Raw genomic sequence first — 21,505 nt, 5'->3', positions numbered from 1 at the left:
GACATCAATCCCAGCAATGCCGCCGCCATCGCAGCCTCGCTGGGGCTCGACAGCTCCCACCTCGATCTTCAAGGGGTGGAGGATTGCATTTCAGCTGCCACCGCAGGATGCATACGATGCTCAATGTGCTGAAGATCCAAGATGGGAGTTGGCTTGCCTGCGATAGCGGTGGGTCAACCAACATCAATCCCAGCAATACCGCCGCCATCGCAGCCTCGCTGGGGCTCGACAGCTCCCACCTCGATCTTCAGGGTTTGGAAGATTGCATTTCAGCTGCCACCGCAGGATGCATACGGTGCTCAATGTGCTGAAGATCCAAGGTGGGAGCTGGCTTGCCTGCGATAGCGGTAGTTCAGCCAACATCAACCCCAGCAATGCCGCCGCCATCGCAGCCTCGCTGGGGCTCGACAGCTCCCACCTCGATCTTCAGGGGTTGGAAGATTGCATTTCACTACCACCGCAGGATGCATACGGTACTCAATGTACTGAGGATCCAATGTGGGAGCTGGCTTGCCTGCGATAGCGGTGGGTCAGCCAACATCAATCCCAGCAATGCCGCCGCCATCGCAGCCTCGCTGGGGCTCGACAGCTCCCACCTCGATCTTCAGGGGTTGGAAGATTGCATTTCACTACCACCGCAGGATGCATACGGTACTCAATGTACTGAGGATCCAATGTGGGAGCTGGCTTGCCTGCGATAGCGGTGGGTCAGCCAACATCAATCCCAGCAATGCCGCCGCCATCGCAGCCTCGCCGGGGCTCGACAGCTCCCACCTCGATCTTCAGCGGGTGGAGGATTGCATTTCAGCTGTCACCGCAGGATGCATACGGTACTCAATGTGCTGAAGATCCAAGGTGGGAGCTGGCTTGCCTGCGATAGCGGTAGTTCAGCCAACATCAACCCCAGCAATACCGCCGCCATCGCAGCCTCGCCAAGGCGCGACAGTTTCCATCTTGATCTTCAGGGTTTGGAGGATTGCATTTCAGATGCGGCAGCGGCGCGTTCGAGGATTCTCGGCCCCGGTCCTTCCTGGCTCAAGGTATCGCCGGGGTTGCGCAACGGGCAGTCGTTGAGCGACAGGCAGCCGCAGCCAATGCAGTTGTCCAGGCTGTCGCGCAGGGCTTCCAGGGTTCGGATACGTTCGTTGAGGTTGTCGCGCCAGGCCGAGGACATTTCTCCCCATTGCGCGGCCGTCAATTTGCTGTTCGGCGGATAGCGGCCCATGGCGCGTTTGATCTCTTCCAGCGGAATGCCGGTGCGTTGCGCCACTTTGATAATCGCAATGCTGCGCAGCACCAGCGATGGGAAGCGCCGCTGGTTGCCGGCGTTGCGGGTGCTGGCGATCAAGCCCTTGGACTCGTAGAAGTGCAGGGTGGAGATGGGTACGCCACTGCGCTTGGCCACTTCGCCGATGGTGAGGGAGCGCACACCGTCCGGGTTCTTTTCTGCTGCCATGGGGGTTGCCCTCAAGTTAAGTTGAGGTTTTATAGTCCTGCCCGATCTTTGCTGCAACCGCTTTCTGCGCGAGCTGCTCAGCCTGCGCCAGGCCATTGCCCAGGCGCAGGCCGTGTCCTATGGCAATGCCGTGGGCCTGTACAAGGCGCTCGCCTGGCGGGCGCCGACGGCGGCGCTTTACCCTGCGGCGCGCACCGCGCATCATGCGCGCCCGCACTGAGGGCAAAAGTGCCGCGAAAAGGAACACCAGTTGAACCACAACACATTGTCCAAGCGCCTGGAGCGCGTGGCGGCCCAGGTACCGGCCGGCGCGCGCCTGGCTGATATCGGCTCGGATCACGCCTACCTGCCGGTGGCGTTGATGAACCGTGGCGCGATTGTCGCGGCAGTGGCCGGCGAGGTGGCGTTGACGCCGTTCCGCGCCGCCCAGCGCACGGTGTGCGACAACAGCCACGAACTGCACATCCACGTGCGCCTGGCCGATGGCCTGGCGGCTATCGAACCGGCCGACCTGCTCGACGCGGTCAGCATCTGCGGCATGGGCGGCGAGACCATCCGCGATATCCTCGAGCGCGGCAAGGCGCATCTGAGCGGCCGGGAACGCCTGATCCTGCAACCCAACGGCGGCGAACAACCGCTGCGCCTGTGGCTGATGGACAACGGCTATCGCATCCTCTGCGAGGAGCTGCTACGGGAAAACCGCTTCGACTACGAAATCATCGTCGCCGAGCGCAGCGGGCCGGTGAGCTACAGCGCCGAGCAGCTGTACTTCGGCCCCCTGCAGATGCAGGCCCGCAGCCCGGCGTTCCTGGCCAAATGGCAACGCCTGCTGCGCTACAAGCAACGCACCCTGGATCAGTTGGCCCAGGCCCGACAAGCGTTGCCCGAACAGAAAGTGCAGGAACTGGCGCAAGAGGTGCGCTGGATCACACAGTTGCTGGAGGCGACGAACTCGGTCTAGGGTCTTGCCTGCCGCAAATGTTTCAATGACTCATTTATCCAACCCAGGTGTTCCACCATGCCAGACGCTACCGACCAAGCCTTCTACGACCGCGCCGACGCGCATATCGAACTGTCGAACGAGCAATTGAAAACCCTCGAGAACCTGGGCCAGGTCAGTGCCTCGATGATGTTCGGCACCACCCGTTTCAACGCCTGGGCCAGTGCGCGCAACTTCAAGTCCGGCGCGGAAATGGCCGAGGCGCGGGAAGCGATGTTGAAGTACTTCTGTGAGCAGTACCGGATGATGCTGGAAGACAATCTGGATGATCACATCAACAACTTCAGCCAGTACATGACAGCCCCGAAGCCACAGTGATCCGGGTACTCGACAGCGCCCACCTTGATCTTCGTCGAAGCCCTGACTAGCGTTTGCTCAATGCCAGGCGGGCCGCGAACAGCACAAAAAGCAGGCCGGTGCTGCGGTCCATCCAGGTGATCACCTTGCCCCGGCGCAGCACTGCGGCCAGTGGCTGGGTGGCGCCGATCAGGGTCAACGACCACGCCATGCCGAGCACCACATGGATGCTCACCAGGCCGAATGTCCAGGCGATCAACGAATGGCCCTGGGGAATGAACTGCGGCAGGAACGACACATAGAAAATCCCGATCTTGGGATTGAGCACATTGCCCAGCATGCCTTTCAAGAACCAGCGGGTGCCGGGTTGGGCATGAGCCTCACCGACCGTCAGGGAGGTGCGTGGGCGCAGTAGCATATTCAGGCCCAGCCAGGCCAGATAAGCGGCGCCGCAGTACTTCAAGAGGTTGAAGGCCACCTCCGACACCGCGATCAACGCACCCAAACCAAAGGCCACCGCCGCCCCCCATAAGAAACAGCCCGCATTGATACCCAATGCCGCACGCAATGCCTGCTGCTTGCCTTCCACCGTCGAGGTACGCAACACCAGCGCGGTGTCGAGCCCGGGAGTGAGGGTCAGGAGGGTGGCGGCGAGGGTAAAGGCGAGCAGATTATCGGCGATGGACATGGGGCAAGTGCCTACACAATGTTGTGTTTGGATAGATGCTATCACGCAGCTAGATGCCCGGCAGGGCGCTTTCGCCCGTCTATGAGCACAGAGCCTCGATAACGCCGAACCGTAGTCACTTAACCAGCTTGCAAATGAATGCCCGTAGTTGCCATGCCTCGTTTGGTCCCGGCGTCAGCCCAGTGAGCAAAATTTTGAAAGTCATGTATAGACGCATGTTTTATCGGTGGCACCTTGCTATTATGACACCTGTTTAACAAGGAGGGGGCCGCAGGGTTATTTTATGTTTATACATTGATTCCAAGTCGGGAAAAACTATCTATTAGAAAGTCAATGCTGATTTTCATATGGAAATCATTAAGCGGTTGTTAGGGATTTGTATTATGTCTAGAAAATTGTATCGGGAGTGCTACATTCCTGGCGTACTAGTTGTTTTGTTAATGTTGGTGGTGTCATTTTTTATCCGGGTTGGTGATTTTGAAAAAGTTCCGCCCGCACCGAATATGGAGGCCAGCTATCATGTGATTTTGACCATGAGCGCACTTAAAGAGTCTCCAATTGTGAATCATTGGTTTTTGCCGACAGTTTCATTGGGTGGCACTCTGGATAAAAATATTCCTTGGGGGGCAACAATACCGACCAGTACAGGAGACTATGTTTATACGAGCTTTGCCTCGAGCGGATTTTTGGCTCCATATTTTACATTTAGTGCGTTGAATATTGAGTTTTCTCTGGAGAATTTGGCAAAATTTAATTTTGTGATTGGTGCTCTGAGTGCATTGATTATCTATACTTGGCTCAGTCAGTTGTTATTTTTTTGCGGGTTCAGAAAGTGGTCTGCTGTCTCGGGTGGGGTGGTCGGGGCGGCGGTGGCGATCTTTAGTCGTGAAGCGCTCCTTTCGCATGGCGTGCTTTATTGGGTTCATAGTTTTTATCAGATAATTTTAGTACTTTCGTTATTCGTTTTTTTTAAGTACCTATCATTCGGAGAATGAACGAGCGTCACGTGTTTATGGGTGGATTTTAGTTGGCTTGGCATTTTGGGGAGCTTCCACAGAATGGACAGGTTATGTTTTTAATGCTGGGATATTTTTCATCCTGCTGTTTGATAGATTGAAAGTACCCTTTTCGAAGGCGCTTGCAGTCAAGGTTTTCATAGCGACTTTTTTTGCTGGCATATTGACGATTGTGCATTATGGGGTAGTGACGGGATTCGAATCGTCAATCAATTCATTCATAGCGCGCTTTTTTGCAAGAAACACCTCAACAGGTAGCCTCTATAGCCTGTTTGAAGGTTACGCGCTTTCATATGGCCTGTTTTTACTTGTCGTTGCTGTGTTTTTCCCTGTTGTTGCGTTTTTTTCGGCTAAAAAAGATGTGCGCCTCGCAGTGTTCTGGAGCCTGCTGGTGGCGGCCAGCGTACCGCTGATAGAAAATTTGGTAATGCTTCAGCATGCACAGGAGTTTTCTTTCGATCGTTTAAAGATGTTACTGCCCATAGCGATGATTCTGTCCTTTTATTTTGCTTGGCTAGATACTAAATGGCGTAGCGTTTTACTCGCTCTTATCCTGGCTTCAGCAGTGTACGGATTTTATTCATACAAGGTTTACAACGAGCGTTATTCAGCCTGGTCTGCAATGGATGCTGAAAACCAAGATCTTAAAGTGCTTGTACTCAAGGAAGTCGATATTGATTGTGCTGTCTTATCGTCGAACACGCGTGTCCGAGCTTATGCAAATCTGTTGTTTCATCGAGGTATTTATGAGTCTAGCTCTGATCTCGTCGTTAAGGATGATGCAGTAGATTCATGCGCGAGTGTGCATTTGACAGCAAGCGTGCCATTTGTAGATCTCCCTGAGTATCTAAGTGCTTTAGTCTGGAAGGAGGGGGAATATGCCGTAAGGTTTGATAAGGAAGGAGGCGTGTGGAAACGCACCGAAGTGCGGCTTGCTTCGGATAGTATTTTGGCAGCCGATCTTTCAGATGCGAACTGGAAAAAAGGAATATCCACAGCCTTTTCAGGTCTTGTCATTGCAAACACGGTAAGTAATAGGGTTTCTATCGCTGTCGGAAATTATTTGATTTTTGGTGGGGCGAAAGGTCGCCTGATAACAAATATCACCTATACGGGGCCGTATATGAATGTTTTTGTTGAGGGCGGAATTATAAATTCAGATATTGCAGGCTATCCAAATAAGATTCATGTTGTTAAGAAATTGTAAATGCCTCGTTGGAGGAGGCTATTTCCATATACTTACGCCGGGATGTTGGAGTGTACTCTGCGAGGGAAGTACTGGCAGGATGGTGTTTATTCAGAGAGCGAAAGGCGACTGGTCCTACGTTCAGACTTCGTTACTCAAGGCGAACATTCAATGGCCGGGGCAATCCATCTAGAAAGTATGCCACCTGCCGGCATGGGGACATCCCGAAAAAAGCCGGCAATTATGCCGGCTTTGGAAGGGCAGTCAAATGCCCGGTGATTTACTGGGCAAACGCGTATTCCCCACCCTGTTCCAGCGCCTTGCGATAGGCCGGCCGGGCTTGGAACCGCTGGACCCACGCCGCGAGGTTTGGGTACGCCGGCAGCTTGCCCTGGGCCTTGGCGATTTCGCCAATGAAGCTCATCTGGATATCCGCACCGCTCAATTCCTCACCCAGCAGGTACGGTGACTGCGCCAGGGCGTCGTTCAGGTAACCCAGGTAGTTGGCCAGTTCCGACTCGATCCGCGGATGCAACGGCGCACCGGCATCACCCAGGCGACCGACGTACAGGTTGAGCATCAGCGGCAGCATGGCCGAGCCTTCGGCAAAGTGCAGCCATTGCACGTAGGTGTCGTAGGCGGCCGTGGCCGGGTCGGGTTGCAGGCGACCCTGGCCGTGGCGGCGGATCAGGTAGTCGACAATGGCGCCGGACTCGATCACCACGCGGCTGCCATCTTCAAGCACCGGCGATTTGCCCAGCGCGTTGATCGCCTTGAGCTCTGGTGGTGCGAGGTTGGTTTTTGGGTCGCGCTGGTAGCGCTTGAGCGCGTAGGGCAGGCCGAGTTCTTCGAGCAGCCAGAGAATGCGCTGCGAACGTGAGTTGTTGAGGTGGTGAACAATCATCATGGGAAGCTCCGCCGGGTGAGTGTGGGTGTCTGATAGCAGACTGTTGCGCCGGCGTAGAGTGCCCTGAATCAGTTGGGCGTGTCAGGGGAAATGGTCGGGTCCTGAGGTGGCTGCGCTTCCAGCTTCAAGCGGTCGGCCTTGCTGATGTACTTGTCTTTGCTTTTGGGGGCCAGTTTGGCACTGGCCTTTTTGGCGTTGGCTTTTAATAACTGATTGATCTTTTTACGACGGTTCATGCGGTTTACTCGGCGCGTTGATCTTTCGATGATATCAGCTCAGCAGTCGGGCGAGTGGGCTTGGCCAAATGCTTTTACGGGCATGCACCGACCTAAAGCCGGGCAAACTCAAAGGTTGCCCGTAAACCACCCGATGGCCGGTTTTCCAAGCGGACCTGTCCACCCAGGCGATTTGCGATGGATTGCACGATGGTCAGGCCCAGGCCTGCGCCGTGGTCATTGCCACGGCTGTAGAAGCGCTCAAACAGTCGATCACGTTCTGCTTCATCAATGCCCGGCCCCTGGTCTTCGACACTCAACTCGTAGTGATCGTGGTGTTTGGCCAGCCCGACGGTGATGAGCCCTCCAGGCGGGGAAAAGTTTGCCGCATTGCTCACCAAATTGTTCAAGGCAATCTGGATGATCCCGGTGTCGACTTTGACCAGGCCGACTTCGTCGACAGGGTCGAACACCAGCTCAAGTTCCTTGCTCAAGAGCCAGGGTGTCATCTGCACCAGACTGTCCCGGACTGTCGCCACCAGATCTGTTTTTGGCGCTTCAAGGGCGGAGGTGCGGGGTTCAATACGGGCCATGGTCAGCAGTTGATTGACCAGTCGGGTGGTACGGTCGACACCTGCCATGAGGTGCTCAAGGGACGCGCGTCGATCATCCTCGCTAGCGGCGTCCTTCAGGTTTTCTGCGTGAACTTTAAGCACCGCCAACGGTGTGCGCATCTCATGGGCGGCGTCGGCGATAAAACGCCGCTCGCGTCCCATGACCTCCTGGATTTGTGCGAGCACGCGGTTAAGGGCGGCCTGCATGGGCTCCAGTTCAGTGGGCAATGGATTCAAGTGCAAGGGCTCAAGCGAACCTGGATGCCGCGCGCGCAGGGTCTGCGCCATGTTTACCAGGGGTTTCAAACCCCAGCCAATCGCCAGCCATATCACTGCGGCAAGCAGCACGCAGCCAATCAGATTGGGCAACACCGTATGGCGGACAATCCGATTCACCAGATCGTCACGCACGTCGTCACGCTCGCCCACCCAAATCTTCAAATTATATTGCGCATCCTCCAAGACAAACGCGCGCCATGCTCGGTTGTTGACGTCCGTGATGGCGCTGAAACCGGCCTTGCTCGGTGGTGAGGTAAACGCGGGTGCGCTGGCGGTGTGAACCAGCAACGTGCCGTCCGAGTTCCAGACCTGGAACGCGATCTTGCTTTCATACGGATGGCCATCGACCTTAGGCACGGCAAGCCCCAGCGCTTGATTGAACGCCTGGTACAGCTCTGCTTGCTCCTTACTGGCCATTGGCATGCGCATCACGCCTTGCAACAGACGCGCGTTTTGCGCCAGTTGGGCGTCGTAGACCTCGTCAATTTCATGATTGCTGTCATGCAGGTTGACGGCGGTCATGATCAGTAGACCGAGGAACAGCAGGCCAAGAATCAAGGTGAGCGTGCGCTGGCGAATGGAGGTCATGGGCGTTCGTCCACCAGATAGCCGACACCGCGGATCGTTCGGATCAACTGGCTGGAAAACTTCTTGCGCAGATGATGGATATGCACTTCCAGCGTGTTGCTTTCCGCCTCCTCGCTCCAGCCGTAGAGTATCTGCATCAGTTGATCGCGGGTCATGACCCGGCCAGGAGGGGAAAGCAGTTCATGGAGTAACTGATACTCCTTGGGGGTCAAGGCCACGGGCTCGCCCAGATAGCTGACTTGCTGGGTACCGGGGTTCAGGCTGATGCCCGCGTGCTCAATCACCATCTGGGCCCGGCCAGCGCTGCGTCGCAACAAGGCCCGTATCCGGGCTTTGAGTTCTGCGAGGGCGAACGGTTTTATCAGGTAGTCATCCGCTCCGGCATCCAGGCCGGCGATACGGTCCTCGGTGGCGTCCCGGGCCGTGAGGATCAGGACCGGCAGGTTGGAGCCACTGTCACGCAGGCGACGCAGGACGTCGAGCCCGTCCATTCGTGGCAGACCGAGGTCGAGCACGGCCAGATCAAACGTTTCGCTGAGCAGTGCGTGCAAGCCGCTGCTGCCGTCCTGCAACCAGTCGACGGTGTAGCCCTCGCGCGTGAGGGCCTGGTGAATACCTTCGCCCAGGCCCATGTCATCCTCGATCAGTAGTAAGCGCACACGGACTCCTGTCAGTCGAGTTTCTGGTTCACTTGCTGCAGTAACGCTTCGATTTCCGTGCGGCGCCCGGCGTCAGCGGTTTCACGGCCTGGCCTCGGGGCTGCCTGCAGGGCTTTTTGTAGCGCCTGTCTGGCTTGGGGGTAGCGTTTTTGACGGTAAAGGTGATCGCCCCAGAAGTACAGACTATCAATGCCGTCTGGGTTCAGTTGCAATGCTTGCTCGAGCAATTGTTGTGCTTTGTCCGAATCGCCAAAACCAATAGGCCAGCCCGGTACCCGATCATACAGCGCGGCGAGGCTGGTGTAGGCCGAGCCTTGCAAGGCTTTGGGGTCCAGGGAGAGGGCTTTTTCCAGGTCGATCTTCGCCTCCTTGACCTTGCTCAACGCGCCGAGCCCACCCTGGGCGCCAGCCCAACTGCTGGTGACGATACCGGACCAGATCCAGGCCTCGGCGACGGATTGGCGATCCTGGGTAAACGCGCTGGCTTGGGTGGCGAGTTGCTCGAACTTCGCCGCGCGCTGGTCGGCGGGTAATTCGTATTGAATATGCGCCCAGCGCTGCTGGATGTCGTTGAGGCGTTGCTGGTCAGCGGCGTCCAGGGCCCAGACGGCTGGGCTCAACGCGCCGAGTAATAGCAAGCAGAGAGTGTTTTTCATGGATTGAGGTCCTCGTTGTCAGTCTTTTGGCTCAGGCGACGGATCAGGGGTAGGTGCTTGCGCAAGCTTCGGTCAATCAGGTTGGGCAGCAGACTGTTGAGGCGTACAAAAAACCGTTCCGGCCAGCCCAGGTACAACTCGCGATGGTCACCGGCAATGGCGCGGATCACGGCCGAGGCCACGGTTTGAGGGTCGTCGACATTCGCGTTGAGGGCGTCGTTGAGCGCCTGCGCGGCCGGACTGTTCATGGGGGTGCTGGTGGCGCGTGGCGCGACATACAACACACCCACGCGGGTGTCTGACAGCTCACGGCGCAAGGCTTCGGAAAATCCACGCAAGGCAAATTTGCTTGCGCAGTAGCTGGCGTAGCCGGGGTAGCCAATCGAGCCATAGGTGGAGCCAACGTTGACGACCATCGCGCTGCTGGCTTGCTTGAGCAGTGGCAGCAGGATTTTGGTCAGGCAGATAGGCGCGCTGATGTTGACTGCCAGCATGGCGTTGATATCGCTGTCCTCGAGCTGCTCCAGCATGGCGAAGTGATTGACCCCGGCGGCGTTGATCAGCAGGTTGATACCGCCCATTGCCTGCGCAGCGGTCAGCACCTTGCGACGGTCTGCCAGGAACGTCAGGTCGGCGCCAATCCAGAACACCTGCTGTGGATAGCGCTCGAGCAGCGGCGCCAACGACTCGCGGTGGCGGGCGACGGCCAGCACCTGGGCGCCGTTGGCGCACAGTGCGTCAGCAATCGCCGCGCCAATGCCGCCGCTGGCGCCGGTCAAGACCACGCGAGCCTCAGACAGGCGCATGCAGGCTCTCCCCGTCACGCGGCAAGCCACGGAACATGTCGGTGTAGAGTTTGTAGACCACTTTGGAAGCATGAATGACCGCCGCCTGATCACTCGGGTCCTGCAGTTTGTCCATCAGTCGGCGGTAAGTCTGCATGTGCCCAATATCCAGGGAACCGTGGGAGCTGAGGTAGCTGAAGGCGGTTTCCGGCAGCTCAAGGCGATCGCGAATGGCCCCGGCGGCGTGGGTGGCAAGGGCGATGCTGGTGCCTTCGAGGACGTTGACCATGCCAAACAGACCTACCGGGTTATCCCGGGCGATCAGGTCGTAGAGGAAACTGGTCATCAACTCGATGGGCAGGGACGGATGACCGTCGCGTACCGCCTCTTTGTCGCCGCCACAGGCCTGGATGTCGTTGAGCACCCATTTTTCATGGCCGTATTCTTCTTCGATGTACTCACAGACTGCTTCACGCAGCCATTCCAGGCGCGTCGGCAGGCGCGCGCCACAGGCCATCATCAACGGCACAGTGTGGCGTACGTGGTAGTACGCCTGGGTCAGAAACGCCCGATAGCTCTCCAGGCTGACCTTACCCTCAAGGGCATCGCGGATGATCGGTAGGGTGAACAGCTCGTTGCGTTCTGCTTGAGTGGCGATTTGCAGGGTGTCGAAAAAACTCATGATGCGGATACCTCGGAAGGGGTCGATACAGTCAATTGCGCCTGGTAACGCTCAACAATGGCGTCGCGGCGCGGCCTGCCATTGGCGGTCAGCAGACCATTCGCGGGCGTGAACGGTTGAGGCAGCCGGGTCCAGTGATGGACCTGGGCGTATTGGGGCAGGGCCTCGTTGGCCTGGGCCACCGCGGCCGCCAGTTCGTCATCGGTGCAATCGGGGCGATGGGGCCACAGCAGCGCATGGTTGCTTGGCATGGCTTCGCCGTAGACGAAGGCCTGGGCGATATGCCGGCGTTGGGTCAGTTCGGCCTCGACCCATTCCGGATTCACGTTGCGCCCGAAGCTGGTGACAAATTGATGCTTTTTGCGCCCCTTGAGATAGAGAAAACCGTCGGCGTCAAATTCGCCCAGATCGCCGCTGGACCACCATTGATCGACGCCAGCGGGCTCGCCCAAATAACCGAGCAAGGTAGAACCCTTGATCAGCACTTCGCCATCTTCAGCCAGACGTACCTCTACGTGAGGCAGGGGTTTGCCGACACTGCCGGGACGATGGGCCTCGGGGTGGTTGAGGCACACCACCGACGCACACTCCGACAGGCCGTAGCCTTCGTAGACACGCATGCCGAGGGTGTGCGCACGGTGCAGCAGTTCTTCTGAAACCCGCGCACCGCCCACGGCGGCAAAACGCAGGGTTTGAGGATTGAAGGCTTTTTGTTCGCCAGCGTTGACCAGCAGCAGGAGAAGCTGCGGCACCAGAATCAGGCTTTCGGGGGCGCGAGCGGCCAGGCAGCCGAGCAATTGCGGGACGTCGACGCCGCTGGCCCCTTGAATCCCCAACACGCTCTGGCTTGGCAGGCTCAGGGTGACGCCGGCATAAAGGGCGGCATAACAACCGATATTTTCCAACAGGATTGCCAGGGGCAGCACCGCGAGGTGGTGCCGTGGATCGTTGGGTTGGCTGGCCTGATACAGCTCGCGGGCAACCCTCAAAATACTCTCGGCGCTCAGGCACACGCCTTTGGGGGTACCGGTGGTTCCCGAGGTAAACGTCAGTTTGGCGGTGTGTTCGGGTAAGCCGGACGCACCGTTGAGGTTTTTGCGCCAGAACTCGCCGGTTTTCTCGAAACCGGCGGTTTGCAGTTCTGCCTCCAGTTGCGGTTCGGCGATCACCAGCTCTGCCTGGCTTTGTTCCAGGCAATGCTTGCGTTGAGCCGGGGTGAAAAACGGCGGCAGCGTCAGGCACGTCAACCCTTCGAACAGCGTGGCCAGATCCCAGAGCATCGCTTCGACGCCATTGTCCAGCGCCAGCGCGACCACCTTGATGCCCTCATCGCGCAGTCGCTGTTGGCGATAGTTAAGCTCGGCGTACAGGGTGGCGTAGTCCAGCTTCAACTGATCGCCCCACAGGGCGGTGGTGTGTGGCGTGCATTCAGCGTGGCTGCGCAGGATCTCCTTGAAACGCTCCATTTCAGGCGACATAAGTGGCCTCCTCAAGCGATGTGGGCAACCCCAGGCGGTTGAACACGCCGATATTGCGTAGATGGACAAAGCCTGCGCGGATGTTGCCTACATGCACCCAGGGCTTGCTGTCGTAATAGCTGCCCCAACTGTGGCGGTCAGCGCCCAGCCGCTCGGGGTCGGCGGCGCAGAGCGTCAGCGGTTTTAATCCCAGGCGATGGAAGCTGTTGACCAGCCCGATATTGCCGGTAAAGGCCACCCATTCCAGGCCGCCCATGGCCAGCAGATAAGTGAGGGTAATGATGCTCAGGCGTGCGCTGCCGTTGTCACTGGCCGCCAGATTGCCCACCTCGACGATGCCGGTGCGCTCGACGGGGCGCTCGGCTGCCATGCCGATCAGCGCTTCAATCGACGCGTCCAGATACCGCTCCAGAAACAAGGGTTCAGTCTTGGCCAGACGCACACCGGCGACGGCGCAAAGTTCGCCAGACGCGCTGCTTACGCCAAACAGTTCCGGCATGAAATGACGAATGTCAGCACCATGTGCCTGGCGAAAACGTTGCTGGACAAAGGTTTCGAAAACCGCGCGCAGCGTGTCGCCGGGCAAGGCCCTGAGCAGATTCATCTGCGAGGACTCGGCTTGGCCGAAGTGAAGCGGTAAAGAGAGGTGCCAGTCGAAATGGGCCATTGGATAACGTCTCCCCAGTAGGTTTGGGCAGAGTATCGAGGGCATTTCTTAACGGAGTCTGAAGGTCGCAACAGACGGGCTGGCGCTTCTTCAGATTGTATTAAGGCTGGGCGGGCAGGGTGGCGTGGTTCGATCAGGCGTTAAACCGGATCGAGGTCGGGCGAATGACTCGCTCGCCAGAATGACTGCAGAGGCCCAGCATGACCCGAGACTCATCCACCCAACGTTATGGAAAACTGTCGATTGCATTGCACTGGCTGATGCTGGGGCTGTTTGTCGGTGTCTATGCCAGCATCGAAATCAAAGGCCTGCTACCCCGTGGGGGCACCATGAGAAGCCTATTCCTGGGACTGCACGGGCTTTTGGGGGCAAGCATTTTTCTTCTGGTCTGGGTGCGTCTGCTTGGGCGCCTGACCCCCCGGCCACCCATAACGCCTGCCTTGCCTGCGTGGCAGACCGGCGCTTCGCACCTGATGCATCTGGCATTGTATGGGCTGATGATTGCGACCCCGCTGCTGGCCTGGCTGATGTTGTCGGCGGCAGGCAAACCGATGCCTTACTTCGGGTTTTTTCTGCCGTCACTTGTGTCGGTCGATCCGGACCTGGCAAAGCAGTTCAAGCATTGGCACGAGTTGCTTGGCAGTAGCGGTTACTGGCTGATCGGTTTGCATGCGGCGGCAGGTTTGTTCCATCACTACTGGGTTCGGGACAACACCCTGGCGCGGATCCTGCCTAAACGCTTCTGAATGGAGCTTGAGAGTCGAGCGAGCCGTCGAGCCCGGGTTCGGCGGCGTTCCCTCTTGTTCTCAGAGGCTGGGATGGCAAGTGCTGCACCGATGTGGTCGCGAAATCAGCCCTTTTTTGCCCATCCCGGTCTACCATGCCCCTCCGGCAGTGGTTTCTCGCGCTATCGGCCCCAGCCATCAAGGTATCGCACATGACCCCGTTCACCCGCAACACACCGTCCCCAGCCTCATTCGAGGTGCCGCAATGAGCATTGACCAGATCAGCCTGCCCAAAGGCGTAGGCCCACATGCCATCAAGTTGCTGGAAGCGATCACCGGCGCCAGCACGCTTGAAGACCTGAATCGCGCAGGCGGCAAAGCCGAAGGTTTTGTCCTGGGCCTGGAGTCCACCAAAGCCATCAAAAGCCAAATCGCCGAGTCGTTGTATGTGGCTTACGACGACGCTGCCAGCCATCGTGCGGCTGAGTTGAAGGGCTAGTAGCTGCACGCCCCGGCTGTCGAACAGGGCGCGGTGGCTGGGTTGTCTACACGATCAGACTCAATAACCAGCCCGCTGCGCCGCTGCCTGCAACCACGAGCCATGGCGGCAGTTTGCAGAACATCAGCGCCACCAGGGCGATCAGTGCCAGGCCGAAGTCTTGTGCGGTGAATATCGCGTTGGTCCACACCGGTTGGTACAGCGCTGCCAGTAATAAACCCACCACCGCGGCATTCACGCCGGCCAGTGCGGCCTGTGCGCGTGTGTTTTGGCGCAGGCTTTGCCAAAAGGGCAGGGCGGCGAAGATCAAGAGAAACGACGGCGTGAAGATAGCCAGCAGGCAGATCACGCCGCCGAGCCAGCCGGTGGGGGCTGGGTTCATTGCGGCGCCGAGGAACGCGGCGAAGGTAAACAAGGGCCCGGGCACGGCTTGGGCCGCGCCGTAGCCGGCGAGGAACACGTCGTTGCTCACCCATTGCGGCGGCACTACTTCGGCTTGCAGCAGGGGCAGTACCACGTGGCCGCCGCCGAACACCAGCGAGCCGCTGCGGTAGAACGCGTCTAGCAGCGCCAGGCTCTGGTTGGGCAGCGTCTGGGCGAGGAGCGGCAGGCCCACCAGCAGGATCAAGAACAGCGCCAACCACATCACTCCCGCGCGGCGGCGGATGGGGATGGCGAGTGCTTCGTGGGTGGCGTTGGGGACGGGGCTGAACAGCAGCAGGCCGACGACGCCTGCGCCGGCAATCACCGCGACCTGGCCCCAGGCCGACGGTATCGACAGGGTAATGACGGCGGCCATCAGCATCAGGAGCATGCGCCCCCCGCTATGGCACAGGTTGCGCGCCATGCCCCACACGGCTTGGGCGACGACCGCCACGGCGACGACTTTGAGGCCATGCAGCGCGCCGTTCGGTATGGCCGAGCTATGCTGGGTCAGGCCCAGGGCGAACAGGATCAAGAGCACGGCGGACGGCAAGGTAAACCCGGCCCAGGCCGCCAGTGCGCCGCTGTAGCCTGCCCGTGACAAACCCAGGGCGATGCCCACCTGGCTGCTGGCCGGGCCGGGGAGAAACTGGCAGAGCGCGACCAGGTCTGCATAGCTGCGCTCGCTCAGCCAGCGCCGCCGCGTGACGAATTCATCGCGAAAGTAGCCGAGGTGGGCGACAGGTCCGCCGAAGGAGGTCAGACCCAGGCGCAGGAAAATCAGGAAAACCGACCAGGGACTGCTGCGGTGATCAGCGGGGACGTTGGCCAAGCGCTCGATTCTCTAAGGAATGGGAAGAATCAACGCACCCTAAACCTTTTATATGACGTGAAAAAGGTGCGGGCTACGCGAAAATCGGTCAATCAAGCGGATTCGTTTCGGCGCCGATTGAATTTATGGCCGCAAGGTTGGGTCATTTGAGACGTTACGGTGCCAACTGCGTGCGCCATCCATATAGGGACCGACCATGACGTTCTTCATCTTCCTGCTCGCCTGCGCTACCGCTGCCAGTACCGGAATCATGTTCAAGCCCGGCGCCTGGTATCAATCCCTGGTCAAACCGCGCTTCACCCCACCCAATTGGTTGTTTCCGGTGGCCTGGACGATCATCTACCTGCTACTCGCCTGGGCCGGTTACCGCCTGAGCCTGATCCCCGGCAGTCAGACGGTGCTGGCCCTGTGGGCGGCGCAGATTGCCTTGAATACGCTGTGGACCCCGATGTTCTTCGGCGCGCATCGGATTCTTGCGGGGATGCTGATTATCACGCTGCTCTGGCTCACCGTGGCGGCGATGGTGGTGCTGGCGGTGCGCCTGGACCTGATCACCGGGTTGATCCTGTTCCCGTACCTGGCGTGGCTGAGTGTCGCGGCGGCGTTGAATTTCTCGATCCTGCGCAATAACCGTTGATGGCCTACACGCGTTGGCCTGCCAGTGAGCCCGAACCGGCACAACTGCGCCGCTTCAACAAATAGCTCGCTTGGCGGCCGCGCGGTGGAGTTTCTTCAGCCGGTACATATCACCATCGGCATGGCTGAGCAGCGTATCGGCATTGTCCCCGTCAGCCGGGTAACGGGCTACGCCGATGCTGCACGATGGCATTGTCACCGGGCCAAACTCAGGGCCCAGCGGTTCGGCCATGATGGCAAGGATCTGCTGTACCTTCTCGGCCACCGCCTCTTCTGAATGAAGATCGGTCAACAGCACGGTGAATTCATCCCCACCCATCCGCGCTACTGTGTCGGTGTCCCGCACACAGCCTTCCAGGCGTCGTGCAATGGCACATAGCACGCGGTCGCCGGCGGCATGTCCATGCACATCATTGATGCCCTTGAAATCATTGATATCCAGGAACAGCAGCGCCAGTGTGCTGTTCTGGCGGCGTGCGTTGCGCAACGCGGAGTCCAGCCGATCATTGAACAACGAGCGATTGGTCAGGGCGGTCAGTGGGTCGTGGTGGGCGAGAAAGCGCAGTTCCTCCTCGGCCTGGGTGAGGGCGGTGATGTCCCGCGCCACGCCGATCCGGGCGCCCACATCCTCGGACCAGAATGCCGCCCACAGGATATGCACGACACTGCCATCCTTGCGCAGATAGCGGTTGCGGAAATCGACGTGGGGCTGGCCGTTCATCACTCGGATGATCGAGGCTCGGGTGGTTGCCAGGTCTTCAGGGTGCATATAGTCGGTGATCAAGTTGCCGGTCAACTCGTCGGCACGGTAGCCGAGCAGCGTCTCGCAGGCATCGCTGACAAATGCGATCTGATTGTCCCTGTCGACCACGAAAACCGTATCCAGCATCAGATGGATCAGTTTGGGGTAGAGCGCTTGCAGGTCAACGGGCATAGGTCAGTGCAGTCCGGTTCAAATATCGGCCTGATCATATCCCGAACCTGCAGGCTGGCAATGAGCAATCTTGACTATCGGCCTACCGCCGATCTATCCATACCGTCTGCGCATTGCAGAATTCCCGCACGCCGAAATGTGACAGTTCGCGGCCAAACCCACTCTTTTTCACCCCGCCAAACGCCACCCGAGGATCGGACACGCTGTAGGCGTTGATAAAGACGCCTCCGGTTTCCAGCTGGTTGGCGATCTCGCGTGCCTTGGCTGGGTCGCGGGTGAAGAGGCTGGCAGTGAGGCCGAACTCGCTGTCGTTGGCCAGGGCCACGGCATGCTCGGCGTCGCGGGCGCTGATGATCGAGGCGACGGGGCCGAACAGTTCCTGTCTGAACGAGGTCATCTGGTCGGTGACGTTGGCCAGGACGGTGGGGGCGTAATAGTTGCCCGCGCCTTCAATAGGATGGCCGCCCAGCAGCAGGGTGGCGCCTTCGGCCAGGGTCGCCTGGACTTGTGCGTGCAGCTCGTCACGCAGGTCGAAGCGGGCCATGGGGCCAATGTAGGTGTCGCTCGACGTCGGGTCGCCCATCACCAGTTGGCGGCTGGCTTCAAGGAATTTGGCGGTGAACGCCTCGACCACGCCTTGCTCGATGATCAGGCGCTTGGCGGCGGCGCAGACCTGGCCGGAGTTCTGGAAGCGGCCGATCACTGCCGCTTGCACGGCGGCGTCGAGGTCGGCGTCGTTGAGCACGATAAAGGGGTCGGAGCCGCCCAGTTCCAGTACGCACTTTTTCAGCGCGGCGCCGGCTTGCGAGCCGATGGCGATGCCGGCGCGCACGCTGCCGGTCAGGGTCACGGCGGCGATGCGTGGGTCGGCGATGGCCTTGGACACGCCGTCGGGGGTGACGTTGATCACTTCGAACAGGCCATCGGCGAAGCCGGCTTTGTGGAAGGCCTGCTGCATCAGGTAGGCGCTGCCCATCACGTTGGGCGCGTGCTTGAGCACGTAGGTATTGCCGCTGAGCATGGTCGGCACGGCGCCGCGCAGCACTTGCCACACCGGGAAATTCCACGGCATTACCGCGAGGATCGGGCCCAAGGGGCGGTATTCGATCTGGGCGCTGCCGTTGTCCACCAGGGTCGGTTCCGGGGCGAGCATGGCCGGGCCATGGGCGGCGTACCACTCGGCCAGCAAGGCGCATTTCTCGATTTCGCCACGGGCCTGGGCGATGGGCTTGCCCATTTCCAGGGTGATCATTTGCGCCATTTCTTCGGCTTGTTCACGCAGGGCGCCGGCCAGGGCCAGGAGCATTTCGGCGCGCTGTGCCACTGGCGTATGGCGCCCCTTGTGAAAGGCGGTGCTGGCGCGAGTGAGGGCGGCATCCAGTTGCGCGGCGGATTCGTACGGGTAGCTGCCGACGGTTTCGCCATTGGCGGGGTTGATCGACAAGGCATGGGTCTGGTGAGTGATAGCGTTCATGGCACCGTCCTGCGCAGTGTTGGAGAAGGTGCCCAGCGTACGGGGCTGTATCTTTTCCGGGAACTGAATAATATTAAGCAATACGTTCACGATTGGAGAATGACTTGGATCTGGTGCAGTTGGAGATTTTCAAGGCCGTGGCCGAGCAAGGCAGCATCAGCGCCGCCGCACAGCTGATTCATCGGGTGCCATCGAACCTGACCACCCGTATCAAGCAATTGGAGCAGGACCTGGGTGTTGAGCTGTTTATCCGTGAGAAAAGTCGACTGCGCCTGTCGCCTGCCGGCTGGAATTTCCTCGGTTATGCACGGCGCATCCTTGACCTGGTGCAAGAGGCCCGCGCCACCGTGGCGGGTGAGGAGCCCCAGGGCCCCTTCGCCCTGGGCTCGCTGGAAAGCACCGCCGCCGTGCGAATCCCGGCATTGCTGGCGGCCTACAACCAGAAACACGCCAAGGTCGAACTGGACCTGACCACCGGGCCCTCGGGCACGATGATCGAAGGCGTGTTATCGGGGCGACTGGCGGCGGCGTTTGTCGATGGCCCGGTGTTGCACCCGACCCTGGAGGGAGTGGCGGTGTTTGAGGAGGAGATGGTGGTGATTGCGCCCTTGCATCACGCGCCGATCAGCCGCGGGCAGGATGTGAACGGTGAGAACATCTATACCTTTCGCTCCAACTGCTCATACCGGCACCACTTTGAGCGCTGGTTTTCCCAGGACGGCGCGATGCCGGGGAAGATTTTCGAGATGGAGTCGTACCACGGCATGCTCGCCTGTGTCAGCGCCGGCGCCGGGCTGGCGCTGATGCCGCGCAGCATGTTGGAGAGCATGCCGGGGTTTACCACGGTCAGTGTATGGCCGTTGGCCGACGAGTTCCGCCTGCTCAACACTTGGTTGATCTGGCGTCGGGGCACGGTGTCGCAGAGTTTGGACAGCTTTGTGCAACTGCTACAGGAGCGCATTCCCCTGTAGGCGTCGGCAAGCTAGCCACCAAACTGCAGGGTGCCCATCGCCAGTTTCGCCATCAGCGCCGTGGCCCCCAGTTGCACCAGCCACAAGGCCAGGCCGCCGAGGAAGACGCCCAGGGCGACTTGCAGCACCAGGCTTTTTTGCCGCTTGGCTGGGGGCGTGCGCGGGGTGAAGTGATCCAGTTCGTCGCGGTCGGCACGCAGGTCCAGGTCGTCGTTTCTCATAAGGCTCTCGCAGCAAAGGGGCAGTCGGTGTTCAGTCTAGGGGTTGGGCGCCGCAAGTGGTGAACTTGTTGTGGCGAGCGAGCTTGCTCGCGTTGGGGCGCATAGCGGCCCCTTGTTCAGGCACCGTGGTGGTCCAGTAAGTTCAGGGTGGCAGGTATTGGGGCTGCTGCGCAGCCCAACGCGAGCAAGCTCGCTCGCCACGGGGGGCACAAATGGAAAGGGGAAGCCACTGGCTTCCCCTTCGTACCCCGCGATCAGGCTTACAGCACCTGCACAATCGCCTTGGTCACGGCAGCGATATTCGCCTGGTTCAACGCCGCCACGCAGATGCGACCGGTGTCGAGGGCGTAGATACCGAACTCGCTGCGCAGGCGGGTGACTTGCTCTACGGTCAGGCCGGAGTAGGAGAACATCCCGCGCTGGCGACCGACGAAGCTGAAGTCGTGGCCCGGAGCAGCCTTGGCCAGGTCGCTGACCATCTGCTCGCGCATGCCGCGGATGCGCAAACGCATTTCGGCCAGTTCTGCTTCCCACTGGGCGCGCAGCTCTGGGTTGTTGAGCACTGCCGCCACAATCGCCGCGCCGTGGGTCGGCGGGTTGGAGTAGTTGGTGCGGATCACGCGTTTGACCTGGGACAGGATGCGCGCGCTTTCTTCTTTCGATTCGCTGACGATGGACAGTGCGCCCACGCGCTCGCCGTACAGCGAGAACGATTTGGAGAACGAACTGGACACAAAGAAGGTCAGGCCCGACTCGGCGAACAGGCGCACGGCGGCGGCATCTTCGTCGATACCGTCGCCAAAGCCCTGGTAGGCCATGTCGAGGAACGGCACCAGGTTCTTGGCCTTGACCACTTCCAGCACGTCTTTCCAGTCGGCTGGGCTCAGGTCGACGCCGGTCGGGTTGTGGCAGCAGGCGTGCAGCACGACGATGGACTGGGCGGGCAGGGCGTTGAGGTCTTCCAGCAGGCCGGCGCGGTTCACATCGTGGGTGGCCGCGTCGTAATAACGATAGGTCTGCACCGGGAAGCCGGCTTTTTCGAACAGCGCCTGGTGGTTTTCCCAGCTTGGGTCGCTGATGGCAACTACGGCATTGGGCAGCAGTTGCTTGAGGAAGTCAGCGCCGATTTTCAGTGCGCCGGTGCCGCCAACGGCCTGGGCAGTGATCACCCGGCCAGCGCTCAACAGCGGTGACTCAGTGCCGAACAGCAGCTTTTGCACGGCCAGGTCGTAGGCGGCAATGCCATCAATCGGCAAGTAGCCACGGGCGGCGTGTTGCGCCACGCGAATGGCTTCCGCTTCGGCAACGGCACGCAGGAGTGGAATCTTCCCCTCCTCGTTGCAGTAAACGCCCACGCCAAGGTTGACCTTGTCAGTACGGGTATCGGCGTTGAATGCTTCGTTGAGGCCCAGGATAGGATCGCGTGGTGCCATTTCGACAGCGGAGAACAGGCTCATTTTTGCGGCAGCTCTATGGGGGAATGGAGGGACGTGTCGCGCTCCAGCCGAATGCACTAGAGCGGTGCACAAACGGGGAGCTAGTATAGAGGCCAACACCGCTCGCGGCGACAGCCGAAATGGCTTTTCGGCCAAGTTTTTCGGTTTATTTATCGACCGT

At 59.6% G+C, this 21,505-nt stretch carries 25 protein-coding genes; 8 read left to right on the top strand and 17 right to left on the bottom strand.

What is annotated here, in order from left to right; translation table 11 throughout:
* Positions 1-961: 961 nt before the first annotated feature.
* Positions 962-1,456, bottom strand: coding sequence for a redox-sensitive transcriptional activator SoxR (soxR, locus tag HBR94_RS05885; RefSeq protein ID WP_057960200.1), 495 nt, complete (start codon positions 1,454-1,456; stop codon positions 962-964).
* Positions 1,457-1,472: 16 nt separating this feature from the next.
* On the bottom strand, positions 1,473-1,715 hold the full coding sequence (locus tag HBR94_RS05880) for a hypothetical protein (protein ID WP_170044369.1): 243 nt from the start codon (positions 1,713-1,715) through the stop codon (positions 1,473-1,475).
* Here HBR94_RS05880 and HBR94_RS05875 point away from each other — a divergent pair.
* Together HBR94_RS05875 and HBR94_RS05870 are read left to right on the top strand one after the other, a co-directional pair.
* Positions 1,707-2,417, top strand: coding sequence for a tRNA (adenine(22)-N(1))-methyltransferase TrmK (locus HBR94_RS05875; protein ID WP_115128651.1), 711 nt, complete (start codon positions 1,707-1,709; stop codon positions 2,415-2,417). The genes HBR94_RS05880 and HBR94_RS05875 overlap by 9 nt on opposite strands.
* Before the next feature lie 57 nt (positions 2,418-2,474).
* A complete protein-coding gene (locus tag HBR94_RS05870) occupies positions 2,475-2,774 on the top strand; it encodes a DUF3144 domain-containing protein (RefSeq protein ID WP_057438578.1) in 300 nt (99 codons plus the stop codon).
* A 46-nt stretch (positions 2,775-2,820) separates the two neighbouring features.
* Here HBR94_RS05870 and HBR94_RS05865 read toward each other — a convergent pair whose 3' ends face one another.
* Positions 2,821-3,441: a LysE family translocator gene (locus HBR94_RS05865; RefSeq protein ID WP_115128650.1), complete on the bottom strand. Its 621-nt coding sequence runs from the start codon at positions 3,439-3,441 to the stop codon at positions 2,821-2,823.
* 347 nt (positions 3,442-3,788) lie between these two features.
* Here HBR94_RS05865 and HBR94_RS05860 point away from each other — a divergent pair, with 347 nt between their 5' ends.
* Both HBR94_RS05860 and HBR94_RS05855 read left to right on the top strand, forming a co-directional pair.
* Positions 3,789-4,436 carry a hypothetical protein gene (locus tag HBR94_RS05860; protein WP_170044368.1) on the top strand — a complete coding sequence of 216 codons (648 nt, stop codon included), beginning with the start codon at positions 3,789-3,791 and terminating at the stop codon, positions 4,434-4,436.
* Between the two features lie 37 nt (positions 4,437-4,473).
* A complete protein-coding gene (locus tag HBR94_RS05855; protein ID WP_170044367.1) occupies positions 4,474-5,664 on the top strand; it encodes a hypothetical protein in 1,191 nt (396 codons plus the stop codon).
* Positions 5,665-5,923: 259 nt separating this feature from the next.
* On the opposite strand, the gene HBR94_RS05850 is transcribed toward HBR94_RS05855, so the two are convergent.
* From HBR94_RS05850 to HBR94_RS05810, 9 genes are all read right to left on the bottom strand, one after another.
* On the bottom strand, positions 5,924-6,550 hold the full coding sequence (locus HBR94_RS05850; RefSeq protein WP_057438581.1) for a glutathione S-transferase: 627 nt from the start codon (positions 6,548-6,550) through the stop codon (positions 5,924-5,926).
* Between the two features lie 68 nt (positions 6,551-6,618).
* On the bottom strand, positions 6,619-6,786 hold the full coding sequence (locus HBR94_RS05845) for a DUF2986 domain-containing protein (RefSeq protein ID WP_169960220.1): 168 nt from the start codon (positions 6,784-6,786) through the stop codon (positions 6,619-6,621).
* Positions 6,787-6,878: 92 nt separating this feature from the next.
* Positions 6,879-8,246, bottom strand: a complete 1,368-nt coding sequence (locus tag HBR94_RS05840) for an ATP-binding protein (RefSeq protein WP_057438582.1) — start codon at positions 8,244-8,246, stop codon at positions 6,879-6,881.
* Complete coding sequence (locus HBR94_RS05835) at positions 8,243-8,905, bottom strand: response regulator (protein WP_057438583.1); 663 nt, start codon at positions 8,903-8,905, stop codon at positions 8,243-8,245. Before HBR94_RS05835 ends, HBR94_RS05840 begins: the two co-directional genes overlap by 4 nt.
* 11 nt (positions 8,906-8,916) lie before the next feature.
* Positions 8,917-9,561 carry a tetratricopeptide repeat protein gene (locus HBR94_RS05830; protein ID WP_057438584.1) on the bottom strand — a complete coding sequence of 215 codons (645 nt, stop codon included), beginning with the start codon at positions 9,559-9,561 and terminating at the stop codon, positions 8,917-8,919.
* Positions 9,558-10,367 carry an SDR family oxidoreductase gene (locus HBR94_RS05825; protein WP_115128648.1) on the bottom strand — a complete coding sequence of 270 codons (810 nt, stop codon included), beginning with the start codon at positions 10,365-10,367 and terminating at the stop codon, positions 9,558-9,560. The genes HBR94_RS05830 and HBR94_RS05825 overlap by 4 nt, the downstream gene beginning before the upstream one ends.
* Complete coding sequence (locus tag HBR94_RS05820) at positions 10,354-11,028, bottom strand: iron-containing redox enzyme family protein (RefSeq protein WP_170044366.1); 675 nt, start codon at positions 11,026-11,028, stop codon at positions 10,354-10,356. Before HBR94_RS05820 ends, HBR94_RS05825 begins: the two co-directional genes overlap by 14 nt.
* Complete coding sequence (locus tag HBR94_RS05815) at positions 11,025-12,506, bottom strand: AMP-binding protein (protein WP_169960215.1); 1,482 nt, start codon at positions 12,504-12,506, stop codon at positions 11,025-11,027. Before HBR94_RS05815 ends, HBR94_RS05820 begins: the two co-directional genes overlap by 4 nt.
* Entirely contained in the window at positions 12,496-13,173 is a 678-nt protein-coding gene (locus tag HBR94_RS05810) for a thermostable hemolysin (RefSeq protein ID WP_057960194.1), read from the bottom strand. Before HBR94_RS05810 ends, HBR94_RS05815 begins: the two co-directional genes overlap by 11 nt.
* A 200-nt stretch (positions 13,174-13,373) precedes the next feature.
* Between HBR94_RS05810 and HBR94_RS05805 the strand changes: the two genes are divergently transcribed.
* Both HBR94_RS05805 and HBR94_RS05800 read left to right on the top strand, forming a co-directional pair.
* Entirely contained in the window at positions 13,374-13,919 is a 546-nt protein-coding gene (locus HBR94_RS05805) for a cytochrome b (protein WP_057960193.1), read from the top strand.
* 244 nt (positions 13,920-14,163) lie between these two features.
* A complete protein-coding gene (locus HBR94_RS05800; protein WP_170044365.1) occupies positions 14,164-14,397 on the top strand; it encodes a hypothetical protein in 234 nt (77 codons plus the stop codon).
* A 46-nt stretch (positions 14,398-14,443) separates the two neighbouring features.
* Here HBR94_RS05800 and chrA read toward each other — a convergent pair whose 3' ends face one another.
* On the bottom strand, positions 14,444-15,652 hold the full coding sequence (gene chrA, locus HBR94_RS05795) for a chromate efflux transporter (RefSeq protein ID WP_170044364.1): 1,209 nt from the start codon (positions 15,650-15,652) through the stop codon (positions 14,444-14,446).
* Positions 15,653-15,848: 196 nt separating this feature from the next.
* Here chrA and HBR94_RS05790 point away from each other — a divergent pair, with 196 nt between their 5' ends.
* The gene (locus HBR94_RS05790; protein ID WP_170044363.1) at positions 15,849-16,289 is read left to right on the top strand and encodes a TspO/MBR family protein; all 441 of its coding nucleotides are present in this window, start codon (positions 15,849-15,851) and stop codon (positions 16,287-16,289) included.
* Between the two features lie 54 nt (positions 16,290-16,343).
* Here the strand turns inward: HBR94_RS05790 and HBR94_RS28895 are convergent, their stop codons facing one another.
* Together HBR94_RS28895 and HBR94_RS05780 are read right to left on the bottom strand one after the other, a co-directional pair.
* Positions 16,344-17,222 (bottom strand): sensor domain-containing diguanylate cyclase, encoded by an 879-nt coding sequence (locus tag HBR94_RS28895; RefSeq protein ID WP_170044362.1) that lies wholly within the window; start codon positions 17,220-17,222, stop codon positions 16,344-16,346.
* Positions 17,223-17,304: 82 nt separating this feature from the next.
* Positions 17,305-18,696: an aldehyde dehydrogenase family protein gene (locus HBR94_RS05780; protein ID WP_170044361.1), complete on the bottom strand. Its 1,392-nt coding sequence runs from the start codon at positions 18,694-18,696 to the stop codon at positions 17,305-17,307.
* 104 nt (positions 18,697-18,800) lie between these two features.
* Between HBR94_RS05780 and HBR94_RS05775 the strand changes: the two genes are divergently transcribed.
* A complete protein-coding gene (locus HBR94_RS05775) occupies positions 18,801-19,667 on the top strand; it encodes a LysR family transcriptional regulator (RefSeq protein ID WP_057438593.1) in 867 nt (288 codons plus the stop codon).
* 11 nt (positions 19,668-19,678) lie between these two features.
* Here HBR94_RS05775 and HBR94_RS05770 read toward each other — a convergent pair whose 3' ends face one another.
* Entirely contained in the window at positions 19,679-19,888 is a 210-nt protein-coding gene (locus tag HBR94_RS05770) for a hypothetical protein (RefSeq protein ID WP_057438594.1), read from the bottom strand.
* Between the two features lie 260 nt (positions 19,889-20,148).
* A complete protein-coding gene (locus HBR94_RS05765; protein ID WP_057960189.1) occupies positions 20,149-21,345 on the bottom strand; it encodes an amino acid aminotransferase in 1,197 nt (398 codons plus the stop codon).
* Between the last annotated feature and the right edge of the window lie 160 nt (positions 21,346-21,505).

The organism is Pseudomonas sp. WS 5412, assembly GCF_012985615.1.
Classification (GTDB): Bacteria; Pseudomonadota; Gammaproteobacteria; order Pseudomonadales; family Pseudomonadaceae; genus Aquipseudomonas; species Aquipseudomonas shahriarae.
Note: the sequence above shows the minus strand (reverse complement) of the source record. Positions and strands in the feature narration are given on the sequence as shown.